Genomic DNA, 16,165 nt, shown 5'->3' with positions numbered 1-16,165 from the left:
TGCACATACCGACCGGTCGGTCTTCTGGCAAACTATGAGGCGGAGCCGATGGACGTCAATGAAAGCACGGAAGAGGGAGGCGGCCGATGGCGGACGGCGGTCCCCGCAGCAGCCCGGTGGAGCGGCGCATCCTGGACGCGGCCGTGCGGCTGTTCGCCGAGCACGGCTACGACGCGACCCCGGTCCAGCGGATCGTGACCGAGGCGAAGGTCACCAAGGGCGCGCTCTACCACTACTTCGACGCCAAGGACGACCTGCTCTACGAGATCTACCACGGGCTGATCACCCGCCAGCTGGCCGACCTGGACCGGGTGCTGGCCGCCGGGCTGCCCGCGGCCGAGTCCGTCCGCGCCGTGCTGACCGGGCTGATCCTCAGCACCGCCGAGCACATCGACGAGGCCAAGGTGTTCGCCCGCGAGATGCACCGGCTGGAACCCGCCCGCATGCACGCCGTCCGCGCCGACCGCCGCCGCTACCACGTCACCTTCCGCGAGATCGTCGAGCGGGGGCAGCGGGCCGGGGAGTTCGCCGCCGCCACCCCGGCCGAGACCGTCACGATCGTCGCGCTCGGCATGGTCAACCAGATGCCCGCCTGGTACCGCGCGGACGGGCCGAAGCCCGCCGCGCGCCTCGCCGAGGAGGTCACGACCTTCGTCCTGACCGCCCTGGCGCCCGCCGGGCCCTGACGCGGCGGGTGGTGAGGGCGGTGAGCAGCGCCGCCGCGACCGCCAGCGCCGCGATCGTCACGGCCATCGGCACGGCGGTGCCGGTCCCGCCGATCCCGGCGAGCGGCGCCGCCGCCCCGCCGAGCGCGAACTGGGCGAGGCCGAGCAGCGCCGAGGCGCTGCCCGCCATGTGCGCGGGCCGGTCCGACAATGCCAGGGCGGTGGCGTTCGGCAGCACCAGGCCCTGCCCGGCGACCACCAGGAACAGCGCGGGCAGCACGCCCGCCAGGCCCGCGCCGGCGAGCACCGAGACCAGCAGCGCGACGCCGCCCGCCGCGACGACCAGCAGGCCGGCGTCCAGCAGCCGCCGCAGCGGCACCCGCCCGGCCAGCCACCCGCCGGCCTGCCCGGCGGCGATGATGCCGACGGAGTTGACCGCGAACACCAGGCTGAACATCTGCGGCGACAGGTGGTAGAGGTCCTGCAGCACGAACGGCGAGCCGGAGATGTAGACGAACATCGCCGCGAACGCCAGGCCGATCGCCGCCGCGTACCCGGCGAAGACCCGGTCGGCCAGCAGCGCCCGGAACGTGCGCAGCGTCTCGCGCAGCCCGCCGGTCGCGCGGCGGCCGGGCGGCAGCGTCTCGGGCAGCCCGAACAGCGCCGCGAGCAGCAGCGCCACCCCGATCCCGCCGAGCACGCCGAACACCCCCGGCCAGGGCATGACCCGCAGCAGCTGGCCGCCGAACACCGGCGCCAGGATCGGCGCGAGGCCGTTGACGAGCATCAGCAGCGAGAAGAACTTCGCCGCCGCGGTGCCGTCGTACAGGTCGCGGACGACGGCGCGGGCGATCACGATCCCGGCAGCGCCCGCCGCGCCCTGCACCAGCCGGAGCGCGATCAGCGTCTCCACGGTCGGCGCGAGGGCGCAGACCAGCGACGCGGCGGTGTAGGCGGCCATCCCGACCAGCAGCGGGCGGCGGCGCCCCCAGGCGTCGCTCATCGGCCCGGCCACGACCTGGCCGAGGGCGAGGCCGGCGACGCACGCGGTCAGCGTGAGCTGGGCCTGCACCGCCCCGGTCGACAGGTCGCCGGTCAGCTCGGGCAGCGCCGGCAGGTACATGTCGATCGACAGCGGCGCGAGCGCGCTCAGCGCGCCGAGGACGACGATCAGGACGAGCCGGCGCCCCGGCGCGGCGGGGGCGGTGTCCTCGCCGGCGCGGGGCGCCGCGGAAAGCTCGGTCATGGGGGGAGTCTCCTGCCCGGGTGCTCAGATCTCGGTGACGACCTGGTCGTAGGACAGGCGGGGGTTGCGGTCGAACCAGGCGTCCGGCCCGGGGCGGCCGACGTTCACCACGGCGACGACCTGCCGGTTGTCGTCCGCCAGGAACTCCTTCTTGATCCCCTCGGCGTCGTAGCCGGCCATCGGCCCGGCGGCCAGCCCGGCGGCGCGGATGCCGACGATCAGGTAGCCGAGCTGGATGGCGGCGTTGAAGTGCGCCATCCGCGCGCGGCCGGGGTTGGCGGCCATCACCTCGCGGGCGTCCGGCTTGTGCGGGAAGGTCACCGGCAGGTGCTCGTGGAAGTCGGCGTCGGCCGTCACGATGATCGTCAGCGGGGCGGCGGCGGTCTTGGCCTTGTTGCCCTCGTTCATGTGCGCGACCAGGCGCTCGCGGGCCTGCGGGCTGCGCACCAGCGTCAGCCGGAGCGGCTGGGTGTTCATCGCGGTCGGGCCCCACTTGACCAGGTCGTAGATCGCCGCGACCTGCGCGTCGGTGACGGGCTCGTCCGTGAAGGTGTTGGCGGTGCGCGCCTCGGTGAACAGCAGTTCCTGCGCGGCCCGGTCCAGGGCCAGGGTGCCGTCGGTCATCTCGTCCCTCTCGTCGCCGGTGTTTCGAGAGGCTTCAACGCGATGACGGTGAGTTATCTGCCGCGTCAGGAAGTGGGGTGTGTCACATTCGCCGGTCAGCCGCCGAGGTTCAGCGTGACGGCCGAGCCGCGCAGCCGGACGGTGCCGGGCGCGGGCTGCTGGGCGGTGACCATGCCGGTGCCCGTGGTGGTCACCGTCAGGCCGAGGCCGCCCGCGGCGATGCGCGCCTGCTCCTCGGTCAGCCCGGTGAAATAGGGCACGACCACCCGGCTGCCGGTGACCGCGCCGCCCTGCCCGCCCGACACGTACAGGGTGACCGGCATGCCCGGGGTGAGCGCGGTGCCGGGGGCGGGGAAGCTGCGCAGCACCAGCCCGGCGGGCTGCGCGGACGGCACCCGGATGAGCGAGCCGAGCGGGATCTGCCGCGCGGCGAGCCGTCCGACGGCGGTCATCGAGCCGAGCCCCGACAGTTGCGGGACGGTCGCCTGCGGCACGGCGGGCGGGGGCGTGGCCGGTCCGATGGCGGTGCCCGTGGTGGGAGTGCCGCCGGAGGAGGAGGGCTGCGGCGCGGTGCTCGCGCTCGCCGTCTGGATCTCGCTCGGCCGGTCGGCGCTGGAGTTGCGGGACGGGTGGCCGCCGAAGAGCATGGTCAGGGCGAGCACCACGACGACGGCCGCGGTGGCGCCGCCTCCGAGCAGCAGGATCGCCCGCGGGGACATCTCTGGTCCCGTCCGCCGCTCGTCCTGGGGGCCGCCTGGGCCGATGACGGCGTCGACGGCGGTGTCCTGGGGTCGTTGCTCGGGCATCGGACTGCCCCTTCCTCGGCGGGGATCTGCCCCCTCTTACCTGGTAGGACGCCACCTGCCGAGACGGGGTTCGTGATCCACACCCTCCGGTGGGGATCGGCGGCGGCAGCCGGTCAGATCAGCCGGACGGCGGCCAGGGCGGCGCCCGCGAGCGACGCGATCGTCAGCAGCGACAGCCCGGCCAGCACCGCCCACCGGCCCGCCTGGTAGCCCGCCGGGACGCGGGCGGCGTCGCGGCCCCGCACCGGCCACGGGTCGCGCAGCGGCGCGGTGCCCGGCACCTCCTGGCCCGGGTCGGGCGACGGCCCGGCGTGCTCGCCGGCCGGGGCGAGCCCGGCCACCCAGCCGAGCAGGTCGGCGACGTCGTCGGGGGCGGTGGCGAGGCCCGAGCCGAAGTAGCGGACCTGGCCGGCGACCTGGTCCAGGGTGCGCACGGTGTTGCCGAGGCCGACCCGGCCGAGCCAGCCGCGCAGGTCGGGGTCGGTGTCCAGGGACCGGCCGATCTCGGTGCGCACCAGCAGGTCGGTCTTGGTGACCACGACCGCGACGCGCTTCTGCCGGCCCCGGTCGGGGCGGGTGCGCAGCTCGTTCAGCACCCGCTGCAGGGTGTCGGCGGGGTCCTCGTCGGACGCGGCGGCCGTCTCGTCGACCAGCCGCCGCTCGTCGCCGGTGAGGGCGCGGCCGACCTGGGGGAGCGCGAACGGGTCGACGACGAACAGCAGCGCCTCGCCGTGGTCGAGGTAGCGCAGCGACTCGACCTCGGACGCGCCGGTGTAGTGCTCGCCGGCCGGGTCGAACAGGTACAGGATGCGCCGGGCCCGTCCGGGCAGCTCGACGTCCAGCATGGTGGCGAGGGGCAGTTCGGGGCCGGTCTTGGCGAGCCGCCCGCCGCGCTGGAACTCGCGGATCGCGCCCGCGTACGCCTGCGCGTGGCGCTGCTCGACGAACGCGACCCGGCCCTGCACAGCGCGCGCGCGGGCGTGCAGGGCGCGGATGCCCATCACCATGAACGTCGTCTTCCCGGCGGAGGGGCCGCCGACGAACGCCAGCGGCTCCACACGGACCCGCCCGATGCGCTCGGGTAGCCGCCCGCCGCAGTGCGGGCAGTACGCCGACAGCCGGAACCGGCCGAGCGGCACCGTCGTCGGCAGCCGCGTCCCGCACCGGCACACGTGCAGGAACGCGCCCGCCGCACCCGGCGTGAGATGCGGGTGCCGGGCCTGGCAGCCCGGGCACTCGTACACCGGCAGCGCGATCTTCTCGTAGCAGAACGGATGCGGGCAGGTCTGCAGGATCCGGCCGTAGGCCATGAACAGCCGCTCCACGGCGGCGAGCGTGAGCGCGCACACCAGCCAGCCGGCCAGGCCGACCGCCGCGACCAGCCCGTACAGCGCGGTCAGCGCGACGCCGAGCGCGGCGGCGGGCAGCGCCGCCACCACGATGCCGGCGCAGAGCGCCAGCCAGACCGGGAAGGCGAAGAACCCCCACAGGCCGCCGAGCAGGTAGGACGTCAGCCTCGTCACGACCGTCACGGCGGTGTGCCACACCCGCGGCACGACCGTGCGGGTGATCGTCCACCAGTCGCGCCAGACCTGGTCGAGCAGGTAGTGCCGGTAGGCGGTCTCGGGCGCGCCGACGGGGGAGGGGCCGAGCCGGGTGGACGGCGCGAGCGTCCGGCAGGCGTGCAGGTAGTACAGGCCGACGGCGGCGAGCCCGGCGGCGGCGACGGCGACCGGGAACAGCACCGGGAACACCACCACGAACCCGAGCCACATCGCGGCGATCCACGCCGCGATCAGCAGCAGGATGACGATCGGGTGCATCCGGTCACCTCCCCTTGCCCTCGTCGGCCAGCTCGCGCAGCGCGGCGCGCAGCCCCGGGTCGGCGGCGAAACGGGCGTCCAGGCGGCGGACGGCGCCCCAGCGCCCGGCGGCCGCGCGCGCCCAGTCGTCCAGGCCAGCGTCGCGGGCGCCGTGCCGCCGCAGCCGCAGCGCGACCTCGACCAGCTCGTCGCGGCGGACGGCCTCGGCGCCGCGCGGCCGGCCGGGCAGTTCGGCGGTCCAGGCGGCGCCGAGCCGGGCCCGGTCCGGGGCGGACGCGGCGGCGAGCAGGGCCGCGCGGAAGCGGGGGTCGCGGCGGCCGAGCCGCCGCGCGGCCCCGGCGAACGCGGTGGCGGCGAGCCGGCCCTGGCCGGTGAGCGTGGCGAGGGCCTGTGCGGCGTCGCCGGGTTTGTCCGCGCCGATCGCGTTGCCGTACGCCCGGACGATGCGGGCGTCGCGCTCGGCGCCGCCTCCCGGCAGCACTGCCTGGACGCGGGCGGCCAGCCGCAGCGTGCCCGGATCGGCGAGACCGTCACCGGTGGCCAGCCGCGCGAACGTCCGCGACGGCAGCGCCGCGAGCGCCGGATGCGCCGGGAACGCGTCGGCGTGCGCGTCGACGAGCGCGAGGCACTCGGCGGCGTCCGGCGGTTCGCCCCAGATCCGGCCGAACGCGGCGTCCCGGTCGGCGGCGGGGACGTCCAGCCGCAGCAGCTCCGCGGCCACCGTCAGCCGCGCGTCGCGGCGGCGGCGTCCGACCGAGGCGAGCACGGCCAGCGCGATGACCGGCTCCAGCGGCCGTTCCCCCGCGTGCGGCATGTCGTACAGCAGGTCGCAGGCGCGGTCGCCGAGGACGGCGGCGCGGGTGGCCTCGTCGGTGGCGGCGAGGCCGCGCAGCGCGCCGGTCAACAGCGCGTCGCGCGCCCCGCCGGGACAGGCGGCGAGCGCGGCGGGCAGGTCGGCGGCGCCGCACCTCGCCCGGCCGTGCGCGGCGGCGGCGACCTCGCCGGGATCGGTGTCGGTCATCGCGGCGATGCCCGCGACCTCGGTCAGGTCGGCGGCGGCCGTCAGCGCCTCGGCCACGCGCGGCGCCAGCTCGGCGCGCGCCGCCGGCGACAGCTCCAGCCGGGGCAGCCGGGCCCGCGCCGCCGGGTCGGACAGGGCGAGGACGGTCGCGCGCAGCGCGCACTGCCCCGCGACGCCCGCCGCGCCCGCCGCCCGCGCCCGGTCGTGCACCGCCAGGGCCAGGTCGAACCCCATCGAGGGCACGCCCGGCACCAGGTCGCGCCACATCCACTCGGGGATCGCGGCGCCGTGCCGCGCCAGCAGCCCGGCGGCCCCGGCCTCCTCGGCCGCGCCGACGGAGGCGTCGCCCCGGCAGAGCGCCAGCAGGGCCGCGGCGCGGTCCAGCTCGGCCGGGCCGGGACGGTCGCCGTCCAGCAGCGCCAGCTCGCCGAGCGCGTCCAGCCCGGCGAAGTCGCCGTCCCGCCAGCAGCGCGCGACGGTCGCGGCGAACCGGCCCGGTTCGGCGCCGGGCGGCACGGAATCCAGGACGAACGCGGCCGAACCGTGGTGCTGCGCGCCCGCCCACACGTCCGGGGTGGTGCCGACGAGCCGCTGCGCCGCGCCGCCGGGGTCGGCGCTGTAGGTGACGAACGTCAGCCGCGCCGCCGCCGCGAGCGGCAGCGAGTACGACACCACCGCGATCCACCGGGCGATCGCGCCGACGTCCTCCGACACCAGCACCACCCGGCCGTGGCCGCGCCCGAGCACCGCCGCGACCGCGTCGACGATCCCGGCCAGCATCCGGTGGCCGCCGCGCCCGGCGAGCCACTCGGCCAGCAGGTCGGGCGCGAAGTCGGGGCCCGGTGCCAGGTCGGCCAGGTCCGGCAGATCGGCGCCGGCCGCCGGATCGTCGCACCACAGCGGCGCGTCCCACAGCTCGGCGGGCCGCAGCCCCTCCAGCTCGCCCGGCTCGGCGACGACGGCGTGCGCGAAGAAGTTGCCGTACCGGCCCGAGTAGTCCTGCCCCAGATAGCGGCAGCGCAGCAGCAGCGGGCGGCCGTCCACCCGGTCGTAGAGCAGCGCGACCGGGAAGCGGTGCAGCTCGCCCTCCTCCGGCGACAGCGGCGCGTCCGGCGGCGGCCGGTACGCCAGATACGGCGTCACCGCCGCGCGGACCCCGGCGGGCAGCCCCGGCGTCTCGGCGACGAACTGGAACCCCGCCCGGCCGGTCGGGCCGCGCCGCGCGGAGGTGTAGTGGAGCTGCCAGGCCACGCCGTCACGACCCCTGCGACCGGGCGCCCGCGAGCATCCCGAACCGGTGCAGCAGCCACAGAAGCGGATCCTCGGTGCGGTAGGGGCGGACGCCGCCCGCGCCGACCCGCCCGTTCTCGGGGACGCCGCCGAGCGCCGACAGCCCGAACAGCGCGTAGTCGGCGTACTGCTGGCCGAGATAGGTGTCCAGGCCGCCCGCCTGCCACTCGTGCAGCAGCGACCGGACCTGCTCGTTCACCGCCTCGCGGTCGTCCAGGTCGAGCACCCCGGCGCCCGTGCGCGAGCGGTGCAGCGCCGACTGGCGCAGCAGCGCGGGCCGCAGCACGTCGATCTTGGTGAGCGCGACCGCGACCGGGACGCGCAGCCGCTCGCCCGGCCGCACGCCGTGCCGGGCGCGCAGCGCCTCGGTGACGCGCGCGATGATGTTGATCGGCTCGCTGTCGGGGTCGTCGGCGGCGCCGGTGGGCACCCCGTCGCCCACCGAGGGCCGGGCGGCGGGCAGCTCCAGCGGGTCGACCAGGAAGATGACCGCGTCGGCCGCCTCCAGGTACCGCAGGTGCAGGTCGCGGACCTCGCGGCTGCGCAGGTCCTCCCCGGCGGTGTCGAACAGCACCAGCGCGAGCGAGTCGGTGCGCTCGCGGGCGAACCGCGTCCGGGCGCGGCGGGTGCGGGTCAGCAGGTAGACCAGCGGCTCGCGCGGGGACGTCGCCGCGCTCGCCGTCGTCGGCAGCAGCCGCCGCTCCTCCAGCAGCGGGCGCGCGAAGTCGCGCTTGTAGCGCTCGATCGTGCGGTCGTCGCACGCCACCAGCGAGGCGTCCAGTTCGGTGCCGACCCGGTTCATCAGCTCGTGCAGCAGCACCGCGATGTAGGTGCTCTTCCCGGCGTTCTTGGCGCCGACCAGCGCGACGATCCGGCCGGGGGAGTCGCAGTACGCAGGCGGCAGCGGGTTGTGGCACTCGGGGCAGACGCGGCTGCCGGTCGTCTGCCCGCACGTGGGGCAGTCCGCGCGCGCCTTGCCGCCCGGCGCGTCGAACACCGGCGGCAGCGACGCGCCCGCCGTGGACCCGGTGTAGGCGGCCAGCTCCTTGTCCAGCACCGGCGCGCAGCCCGCCCGGCGGCCCGCCTGCCCCCGGCAGCGGTAGGGGATGCGCTGCGCGGCGACGACCGCGAAGCAGTACGGGCAGGTGATGCCCTGCCGGGACGAGGACGGCACGGGACTCCTCATCTGGTGACCTGGAGGCGGCGGACGGGGGGATCGCTCAGCTCGACGTCGTCGTCGGCGAAGCAGCGCAGCCAGTACGGCCCCGCCAGGGAGGGCAGCGCGACCGACAGCTCGCCGGGCACCGGGACCTGCTCCCAGCTGTGCAGCGTCTCGCCGTCGCCGCGCCGGTGCGGCATCACCCGCCCGGCGCGCACGACCAGGTCGAGCCGGGCGACCCGGACCGGGCGGCCCGACGTCAGCCGGATCGTCAGCGAGCGCCGCCACGGCGGGCCGCCGCGCGTCACGTCGTAGTGCACCACGGTCCGCGCGGCGACCTCGGTGGTCGCCGCCGGGCCGGTGACGCGGTCGCCGCCGGCGAACCCGGCGGCGGCGACGGCGATCTCCACCGGTTCGTCCTCGGGGACGGGCAGCCGCAGGCCGCCGCCGGTGTCGTAGCCGGCGCGGGTGACCACGACGCGCTCGGCGGCGCCGGCGTCGTGCCGGGACCCGGCCCGCCAGGTCACCTCCACCTCGGTCACGTCGGCCGGCCAGTCGAAGCCGACGTGCACGTGCGCGCCGCGCCGCTCGGCGACCAGGCGGCGCGGCGGCGGCAGGTTCACGTGCCGGTGGCACGCGCCGATCGCGGCGGTGCCCTCGGCGACACTGACGGCCAGCAGCCAGCCGCCCGCGCCCGGCCGCACCGCCAGCGCCGTCCCCGACGGCGTCGCGGCGAGGCGGCGGCTCTCCCGCCACACCTCCTCGATCGGCACCAGCGCGCTGCGCGGCCACGGCGGCTCGGCCGCCGTCAGCACCAGCTCCACGGTGCCGTGCGCGGGCGGCGCGAACCGCACCAGCAGCCGCCCGGGGTCGCCGGGATCGGGCGCGACGGCCAGCTCGTACACCGGCTCGGGCGGCGCGCTCGGCGTCACCGACACCCGCACGCCGGGCGTCACGACCTCCCGGCCCGACCCGTCCAGGTACACCGCGCAGACCCGGTAGTGCTGGGTGACGCCGTTCGGGACGTCCTCGCGGAAGCCGTCGCGGTCCGCCTCGACACGCCGGTCGCCGCGCACGACCTGCACCCGCGCCGCCTCGGGCGGGCAGCGCCAGCGGCCGGTGACGACGCCGTCGCCGGGGACCAGCTCCACCTCCCGCGGCTCGGGCCGCACCACGACCGGTCCGGCGACGGCGGGCGCGGCGGCGGCCTCCCCGCGCACCGCGACGGCCGCGTAGTAGAGCGGCACGTTCACCGGGACGCGGTCGTCGCGCGGGCCGGCCAGCGGCTCCCCGTCGGCGGCGCCGCGCGGCGGCCGGTCCCGGCGGCGCACCAGCAGATACCGGACTTCACCGGCGGTCGACGGCGACGGCTCCCACGACAGCCGCACCGACGCGCCGTCCACGTCCGCGCGCAGCGCCGGCACCGGCCGCGGCGCGAGGCGCCGCTGGTGCTCGGCCGCGCCCGGCAGGTCGCCGACCAGGCGCAGCGCGTCGGCGAGCAGCAGCCACGCCCGGTCCGGGTCGGGCTCGGCGGCGGCCTGCTCGCGCAGCCGCACCGCGGTCGCCACGCGCTGCCGCGCTTCGGCGGCCAGCACCGCGGCCTCCTCGGGCACGTCCTCGTGGCCGGCGTCCGCCAGCTCGGCGGCGGCGTGCACCTCGCCGCCGTCCAGCAGCGCCCGCAGCCGCCCCTCCAGGCCGCCGCCCGGCGCGGTCTCGCGCAGCACCGCGAACACCAGGCGCCGCGCGTCGCCGGCGTCGACACCGAGGTCCTCCACCGCGTGCCGCATCAGCGCCCGCTCCGACGCGCGCTGCCGCAGCCGCTCGCGCAGCCGCTCCGCCACGTCGTACCGGACGAGCCCGGCCAGGTCGGCGCCCGACCGCAGCGCCGCCAGGACCGTGCCCGCGTGCGTGGTGCTGGTGTCGCGGCTGCGCCGCGCCCACCGCTCGCCCGCCGCCTCCACCGCCGCCGCGTCCAGGACGACGCCCGGCGCGGCGAACCCGTCCAGCACCCGCATCGGGCCGGGCGGACGCCCCGCGAACACGAAGTCGGCCAGGTGCCGCATGCCGAGCACGTCCAGCGACGCGCGCACACTGCGGAACGCCGCGTACGGCGCGGCCGCCGGGAGCGCGTCGGGCTCACGGACCTCGATCCGGTCGGCCTCCGCCAGCGCGGCGAGCTCGGCCGCCGTCACCCCCGCCGTCCGCGCGATGCCCTCCAGCTCGGCGGGCGTCGCCATCCGCAGCCCCCCGGCGGCGTCGGCCAGCCGCGCCCGCGCCTCGGCCCGGCGCCGCTGCGACCGCTCCTGGCCGCCGCGCAGCCGCTCGGCCAGCGGCCGCAGATCGCCGCGCTCGGCCGCCAGGAACAGCGGCGCCAGCTCGCGGTGCTCGGCCTCCAGCCGGTCCACCAGCCGCCGGTACTTCAGCTGCCCGCGCGCCCGCCGCCAGCACTGCCGCACCTGCTTGACCCGCGCCGCGACCCCGGCCGGGTCCAGCGGCTCGGGCAGCGCGTACCGCGCCCGCAGATCCTCCGGCGGCGCGTCCCCGGCCGCCCGCGCGGGCTCCAGGACGTCACGCCGGTACTCCTCGTCAAAGGCAGTGCTCATGGCCTCGCCTCCGCTCGGCGGCTCGCGGCCGCCTTACGCGGCGGCTTCCCTCGTCGCAGGCTCCTCAGTCCAGCCGCCGCGCGGCCGCTCGCGCTCATGGCCTCGCCTCCGCTCGCGTCAGCTCACCTGGACACGGGACAGCGCCTTGCGGGACTGCTCGACCTCCTCCTCGGTCATGCCGCCCACGTCGACCTTCAGCTCCAGCCGCTCGCCGGTCTCCTTCTCCACCGCGGTGACGTTCAGCAGCCCGGAGGCGTCCAGCGCGAACGTCACCCCGATGGGCCAGCCGGCCTTCTTGCCCGGCGGCACCCGGATCTCGCCCTTGGCGATCTCGTTGTTGTCGGCGAGCTCGGCCGACTCGACGCTGCCGGCCTGCTCCATCACCCGGATGTCGGCGGAGGTCTGCTCGTCGTAGACGGTGAAGAAGTCCTCGGTGCGCGCCGCGGGCAGCTCGTCGTTGGCGTGCACCAGGTGCGCGACGTGCTCGGCGCCGGTCTCGCGCTCCACGACGACGATGCCGAACGCGTGCGAGGCGACCGTCTTGATCTGCCGCCCGGCGATCTGCCGCCGCTGCTCGGCCGACAGCCCGGCGCGGCCCGCCATCTCCTCGGCCTGCTCGGCGGCGCCCTCGCGGACCAGGCGCCGGTAGGTCTCCTCGAACGCGTACAGCGCGGCGCCCTTGGCGACGGCCAGGTCGGGGTCCTGCAGCCGCGGCGTCAGGTTCAGCTCGGTCTCCAGCCGGGCCGGCACCATCGGCATCTTGGTGGAGCCGCCGACCAGCACCAGCTCGTCGTACTCGTGCACGCCCTTGTCGGCGGCGGCGGCGAGCGCCCGGCCGGTGATCTCGATGGTGCGGTCCAGCAGGTCGCGGGTCAGCTCCTCCAGCTTCTCCCGGGTCACCTCGACCGCGGCGACCCGGCCCGCGTGCATCACCCGGACGGTGTGCGCGGTGCGGGTGGTCAGCGCCTTCTTGGCGTCCTCGGCGTCGCGGCGCAGCTGCTGCTCGGTCTGCTTGTCGTCCAGCGGGTCGCCCGCGCCGGGGTGCTCCTCGCGGAACCGCTCGGCCAGGTGCGCGACGAGGCGGTCGTCCCAGTCGGCGCCGCCGAGCTCGTGGTCGCCGTCGGTGCACACCACCTCGATGTGCCCGTCGCGCAGCGCGATCACGGTGGTGTCGAAGGTGCCGCCGCCGAGGTCGTAGACCAAGATGGTGCGGTCGGCGTCGGGGTTCAGCACCCCGTAGGTGATCGCGGCGGCGATCGGCTCGGACACGATGTCGATGACGTTCAGCCCGGCCAGCTGCCCGGCCTTGCGGGTGGCGTCGCGCTCGGCCGCGCCGAAGTAGGCCGGCACCGTGATCACCACGTCGTGGGCGTCCTCGCCGGTGACGGTGCGCGCGTCGGTGGCGAGCTTGAGCAGGATGAACGCCGACAGCTCCTCGGGCCGGTACTCGGTGCCCTGCAGCGGGTAGGCGACGTCGCGCCCCATGTCCCGCTTGATCAGGCTCACCACGTTGTCGGGGTCCAGCACCGCGGTGTCCTTGGCGGTGGCGCCGACCACGACGTTCTGGCCCGTCTCGAAGTACACCACCGACGGGGTGGTGTCGGTGCCCTCCAGGTTGCGCAGGACCGCCGGGCGTCCCACATCGTCGATGGAGGCAATGCAGGAGTAGGTGGTTCCCAGGTCGATCCCGTAGACAGCCATGTCCTCATTCACCTATCGCTACCGGGTGCTGGTGTTCATCGTCTCGCCCGGCCCGGCCGCGCGCAGGGTTTCCGGCCTGTTGTGACCTTCGGCATCGCCCGCGGGCGATGCCCGCCCGACGCAGACCTCGGCCTTGCGCACGATCCGCCCGCTCTGCTCGAAGCCCTCGGCGAGGACCCGCACGACGGTGCCGTCGCGCGGGCCGTCCACCGGCTCGGTGCGCACGGGCCGGTGCCGGGCGGCGTCGTAGGGCGCGCCGGGCTCGACGGCGAAGCGCTCGACGCCGAGCCGGGCCAGGGCGTCCAGCACGTCGCCGGCGACCGAGTCCAGCAGCGGCCCGAGCACCCCGGCGCCGCCGGGTTCGTCCTCGCCCTCGCCGGTCCAGTGCGCGCCGGCCTGCCGGACCCGGTCGTACAGCCGCAGCAGCGTCGTGCAGGCGGGCTCCAGCATCGCGGCGAGCTCGCCGCGGCGCAGCCGCTGGTTCTCCTCGTGCAGCCGGTCGATGATCGTCTCGCGGTGCGCGGCGCGCTCGTGCTCGCGGTCCAGCCGCTCGGTCAGCGCGGCGAGCGCCGCGCACAGTTCGGCGGGGAGCGGATCGGGCGCAGCGGAGGACCCGGGCCCGGACTGCGGGGCCTCGCTTACCTGGCGATCCCGATCACTCGACACGTTCAGTCACCCTAATGGGCCGCGATGGCGTGGGGTAGGTCTTGCGTTGACCTTCCCCTTTCTTTTCCTTGACCCGCCCCGGGGCGGGGTTTCTTGCCGCCGTCATCACGGGGTAACACGACCGAAACGGCTTTGCCGCAGGCTGGGGACCCGTACCGGTCACTCCCGGTACGGGGTGAAAGGGGAGGTGACGATGTTGCTGCGGATTCGGGTCCGGCTGCCGGACCGTCCGGGGGCGCTGGGGCAGGTGGCGCGCATCCTGGGCGCCGCCGGGGCCGACGTGGTCCAGATGGCGGTCCTGGAGCGCGAGAACGGGCGCGCCCTCGACGACTTCACCGTCGCCTGGCCCGCCGGCGCGGGCATCGAGCGGCTCTGCGACGGGCTCGGCTCGGTCCCCGGGGTGGACCTGGTCGGGGTGTGGCCGACCGCCGAGCCGCAGGGCGCCTCGCCCGACGCCGCGCTGGTCGGCCAGCTCGCCGCCGACCCCGGGCGCGGCGCGCTCACCCTGACCGACGCGGTGCCGGCCATCCTCAGCGCCGACTGGGCGGTGCTCGCCGAGATCCAGGCCGACGGCGCGGTGCCGGCGCACGCCAGCATCGGCGCGGACGAGGTGGAGCTGCCCGACCTGGCGCCGCTGCGGTCGCGCGCGTTCACCGCGCCGGACGGCACCCAGTACGCGGTCTGCCCGATGGCGGGGGACGCGCCGGGCGGCCGGGCGCTGGTGGTGGCGCGCACCGGGGCGCCGCCGTTCCACCGCACCGAGGTGTACCGCCTGTCCCAGCTGGTGGGCGCGGCCGAGGCGGTGCTCGGCGCGCGGAGCGCGGCGATGCCGAGCGCGTAACCGGTATGAAACCGACATGACGCTCGATGCGTCTACTTTTTGGACATGGCTCTCGGATGCGGCGGCGCGGTCGCAGCCGGGAGCCATCTCCTTGTCAAGGACGGTAGATCTTTCCCGGGCCGGGGGCGGGGCGCGGACGGCCGCCGCCTGCCGCCGTCCACCGGCTGGGCGCGGGCGTCCACGATGTGCGCTCCGAGGGCTACGACGGTCTAGCGTACGCGTGCGGATCGTCGAACCCGAGGGAGATGCATATGGAGCTCGCCGAGGAGCGCGCGCGGTTGTGCGCGACCGGCCGCCGGATGGCCGAGACGGGTCTGGTCAGCGGCTCGTCCGGCAACATCTCGATCCGGGTGGGCGACCTGGTCGCGGTCACTCCCGGCGGCGTCATGCTCGACCGGATGGAGCCCGCCGATTGCCCTGTGGTGGACCTGGCGGGCCGTGTGGTCGAAGGGGGGTGCAAGCCGTCCTCCGAGACGCCCATGCACCTGGCCATCTATGAGACGACCGACGCCGCCGCCGTCGTGCACACCCATTCCACCTACGGCACGGTCGTGGCCGGTGTGCTGACCGAGCTGCCCGCCATCCACTACAACGTGCTGCTGCTGGGTGGCCCGGTGCGGGTCGCCGAATACGCCACCTACGGCACGTCCGAGCTGGCCGCCAACGTCCGCGCCGCCCTCGAAGGTGGCCGGAAGGCCGCACTCATGGCCAACCACGGCGGCGTCGCCCTCGGGAACGATCTGGACGAGGCGTACGAGAACGCCCGGCTGCTGGAGTGGCTCTGCGGCGTCTACGTGCGGGCGAAGACGATCGGCGAGCCGCGCGTGCTCACCGAGGAGGAGCTGGCGCGGGTGGTGGAGCGCTTCGCCATGTAACCTAGCGCTTGCTAGGTTACCGCTGAGGAGGCCCCGGTTGCCGTTCGTGCTCATCGACCAGCCCCGCCCGCACGTCACCCAGATCACCCTGAACCGCCCCGAGCGGATGAACGCCATGGCCTTCGACGTCATGGTGCCGTTCCGCGAGGCGCTGGAGGAGGTCGGGCGCGACAACGGCACCCGCGCCGTCGTGGTGACCGGCGCCGGGCGCGGCTTCTGCTCCGGCGCCGACCTGGAGTCGCCCGGCCGCATCCCCGGCATCGAGGGCCTCACCGTGTCCACGATCGCGCTGCGCTCGATGGAGCTGCTGGACGACGTCGTCCGCGCCATGCGCCGGCTGCACCAGCCGGTGATCGCGGCCGTCAACGGCCCGGCCATCGGCGGCGGGTTCTGCCTCAGCCTCGCCGCCGACATCCGGATCGCCGCCGACACCGCGCGCTTCCGCGCGGCCGGCATCAACAACGGCCTCACCGCCAGCGAGCTCGGCCTCGGCTACCTGCTGCCGCGCGCGATCGGCGCCTCCCGCGCCTTCGAGATCATGCTGTCGGGGCGGGACGTGGACGCCGCCGAGGCCGAGCGGATCGGCCTGGTCTCGCGCACCGTCCCCGGCGGCGAGCTGCTGGACGCCGCCGCCGAGCTGGCCGAGCGGATCGCCGGGTTCAGCCGTCCCGGCGTGGAGCTGACCAAGCGGATGCTGTGGTCGAGCCTGGACGCCGCGAGCCTGGAGGCGCACATGGACCACGAGGGCCTGGCCCAGCTGTTCGTCCGCCTCACCACGCGCAACTTCGAGGAGGCGATCCAGGCCCGCAAGGAGGACCGGCCACCCGTGTTCGGCGACTGACCGG

The 16,165-nt window shown here is 76.1% G+C and carries 13 protein-coding genes; 4 read left to right on the top strand and 9 right to left on the bottom strand.

The features are described 5' to 3' along the window. Window positions 1–86: 86 nt before the first annotated feature. Window positions 87–686, top strand: a complete 600-nt coding sequence (locus ACRB68_RS38255) for a TetR/AcrR family transcriptional regulator (RefSeq protein WP_153541533.1) — start codon at window positions 87–89, stop codon at window positions 684–686. Here the strand turns inward: ACRB68_RS38255 and ACRB68_RS38250 are convergent. The 9 genes from ACRB68_RS38250 to ACRB68_RS38210 form a co-directional block, all read right to left on the bottom strand. Beyond that, window positions 643–1,911 carry a multidrug effflux MFS transporter gene (locus tag ACRB68_RS38250; protein WP_153541531.1) on the bottom strand — a complete coding sequence of 423 codons (1,269 nt, stop codon included), beginning with the start codon at window positions 1,909–1,911 and terminating at the stop codon, window positions 643–645. The genes ACRB68_RS38255 and ACRB68_RS38250 overlap by 44 nt on opposite strands. Window positions 1,912–1,935: 24 nt before the next feature. After that, window positions 1,936–2,535 carry a malonic semialdehyde reductase gene (locus ACRB68_RS38245; RefSeq protein WP_153541529.1) on the bottom strand — a complete coding sequence of 200 codons (600 nt, stop codon included), beginning with the start codon at window positions 2,533–2,535 and terminating at the stop codon, window positions 1,936–1,938. A gap of 95 nt (window positions 2,536–2,630) precedes the next feature. Continuing rightward, on the bottom strand, window positions 2,631–3,341 hold the full coding sequence (locus tag ACRB68_RS38240) for a PASTA domain-containing protein (protein WP_153541527.1): 711 nt from the start codon (window positions 3,339–3,341) through the stop codon (window positions 2,631–2,633). A gap of 113 nt (window positions 3,342–3,454) precedes the next feature. After that, window positions 3,455–5,164, bottom strand: coding sequence for a TRAFAC clade GTPase domain-containing protein (locus ACRB68_RS38235; RefSeq protein ID WP_153541525.1), 1,710 nt, complete (start codon window positions 5,162–5,164; stop codon window positions 3,455–3,457). 4 nt (window positions 5,165–5,168) lie between these two features. After that, entirely contained in the window at window positions 5,169–7,436 is a 2,268-nt protein-coding gene (locus ACRB68_RS38230) for a GAP1-N2 domain-containing protein (RefSeq protein ID WP_194293607.1), read from the bottom strand. A gap of 4 nt (window positions 7,437–7,440) precedes the next feature. Further along, window positions 7,441–8,661, bottom strand: a complete 1,221-nt coding sequence (locus ACRB68_RS38225; RefSeq protein WP_153541522.1) for a TRAFAC clade GTPase domain-containing protein — start codon at window positions 8,659–8,661, stop codon at window positions 7,441–7,443. Continuing rightward, window positions 8,658–11,237, bottom strand: a complete 2,580-nt coding sequence (locus tag ACRB68_RS38220; protein ID WP_153541521.1) for a hypothetical protein — start codon at window positions 11,235–11,237, stop codon at window positions 8,658–8,660. The genes ACRB68_RS38225 and ACRB68_RS38220 overlap by 4 nt, the downstream gene beginning before the upstream one ends. Before the next feature lie 117 nt (window positions 11,238–11,354). Continuing rightward, a complete protein-coding gene (locus ACRB68_RS38215) occupies window positions 11,355–12,938 on the bottom strand; it encodes an Hsp70 family protein (RefSeq protein ID WP_153541519.1) in 1,584 nt (527 codons plus the stop codon). Window positions 12,939–12,956: 18 nt separating this feature from the next. Next, window positions 12,957–13,604 (bottom strand): nucleotide exchange factor GrpE, encoded by a 648-nt coding sequence (locus ACRB68_RS38210; protein WP_328595299.1) that lies wholly within the window; start codon window positions 13,602–13,604, stop codon window positions 12,957–12,959. Window positions 13,605–13,797: 193 nt separating this feature from the next. Between ACRB68_RS38210 and ACRB68_RS38205 the strand changes: the two genes are divergently transcribed. From ACRB68_RS38205 to ACRB68_RS38195, 3 genes are all read left to right on the top strand, one after another. After that, on the top strand, window positions 13,798–14,445 hold the full coding sequence (locus ACRB68_RS38205; RefSeq protein WP_153541515.1) for an ACT domain-containing protein: 648 nt from the start codon (window positions 13,798–13,800) through the stop codon (window positions 14,443–14,445). A 251-nt stretch (window positions 14,446–14,696) separates the two neighbouring features. Further along, the gene (locus ACRB68_RS38200; RefSeq protein ID WP_153541513.1) at window positions 14,697–15,320 is read left to right on the top strand and encodes a class II aldolase/adducin family protein; all 624 of its coding nucleotides are present in this window, start codon (window positions 14,697–14,699) and stop codon (window positions 15,318–15,320) included. 46 nt (window positions 15,321–15,366) lie between these two features. After that, a complete protein-coding gene (locus ACRB68_RS38195) occupies window positions 15,367–16,161 on the top strand; it encodes an enoyl-CoA hydratase (protein ID WP_328595309.1) in 795 nt (264 codons plus the stop codon). Window positions 16,162–16,165 lie beyond the last annotated feature (4 nt).

It is taken from the genome of Actinomadura macrotermitis (assembly GCF_009604375.1).
GTDB lineage: Bacteria > Actinomycetota > Actinomycetes > Streptosporangiales > Streptosporangiaceae > Spirillospora > Spirillospora macrotermitis.
Note: the sequence above shows the minus strand (reverse complement) of the source record. Positions and strands in the feature narration are given on the sequence as shown.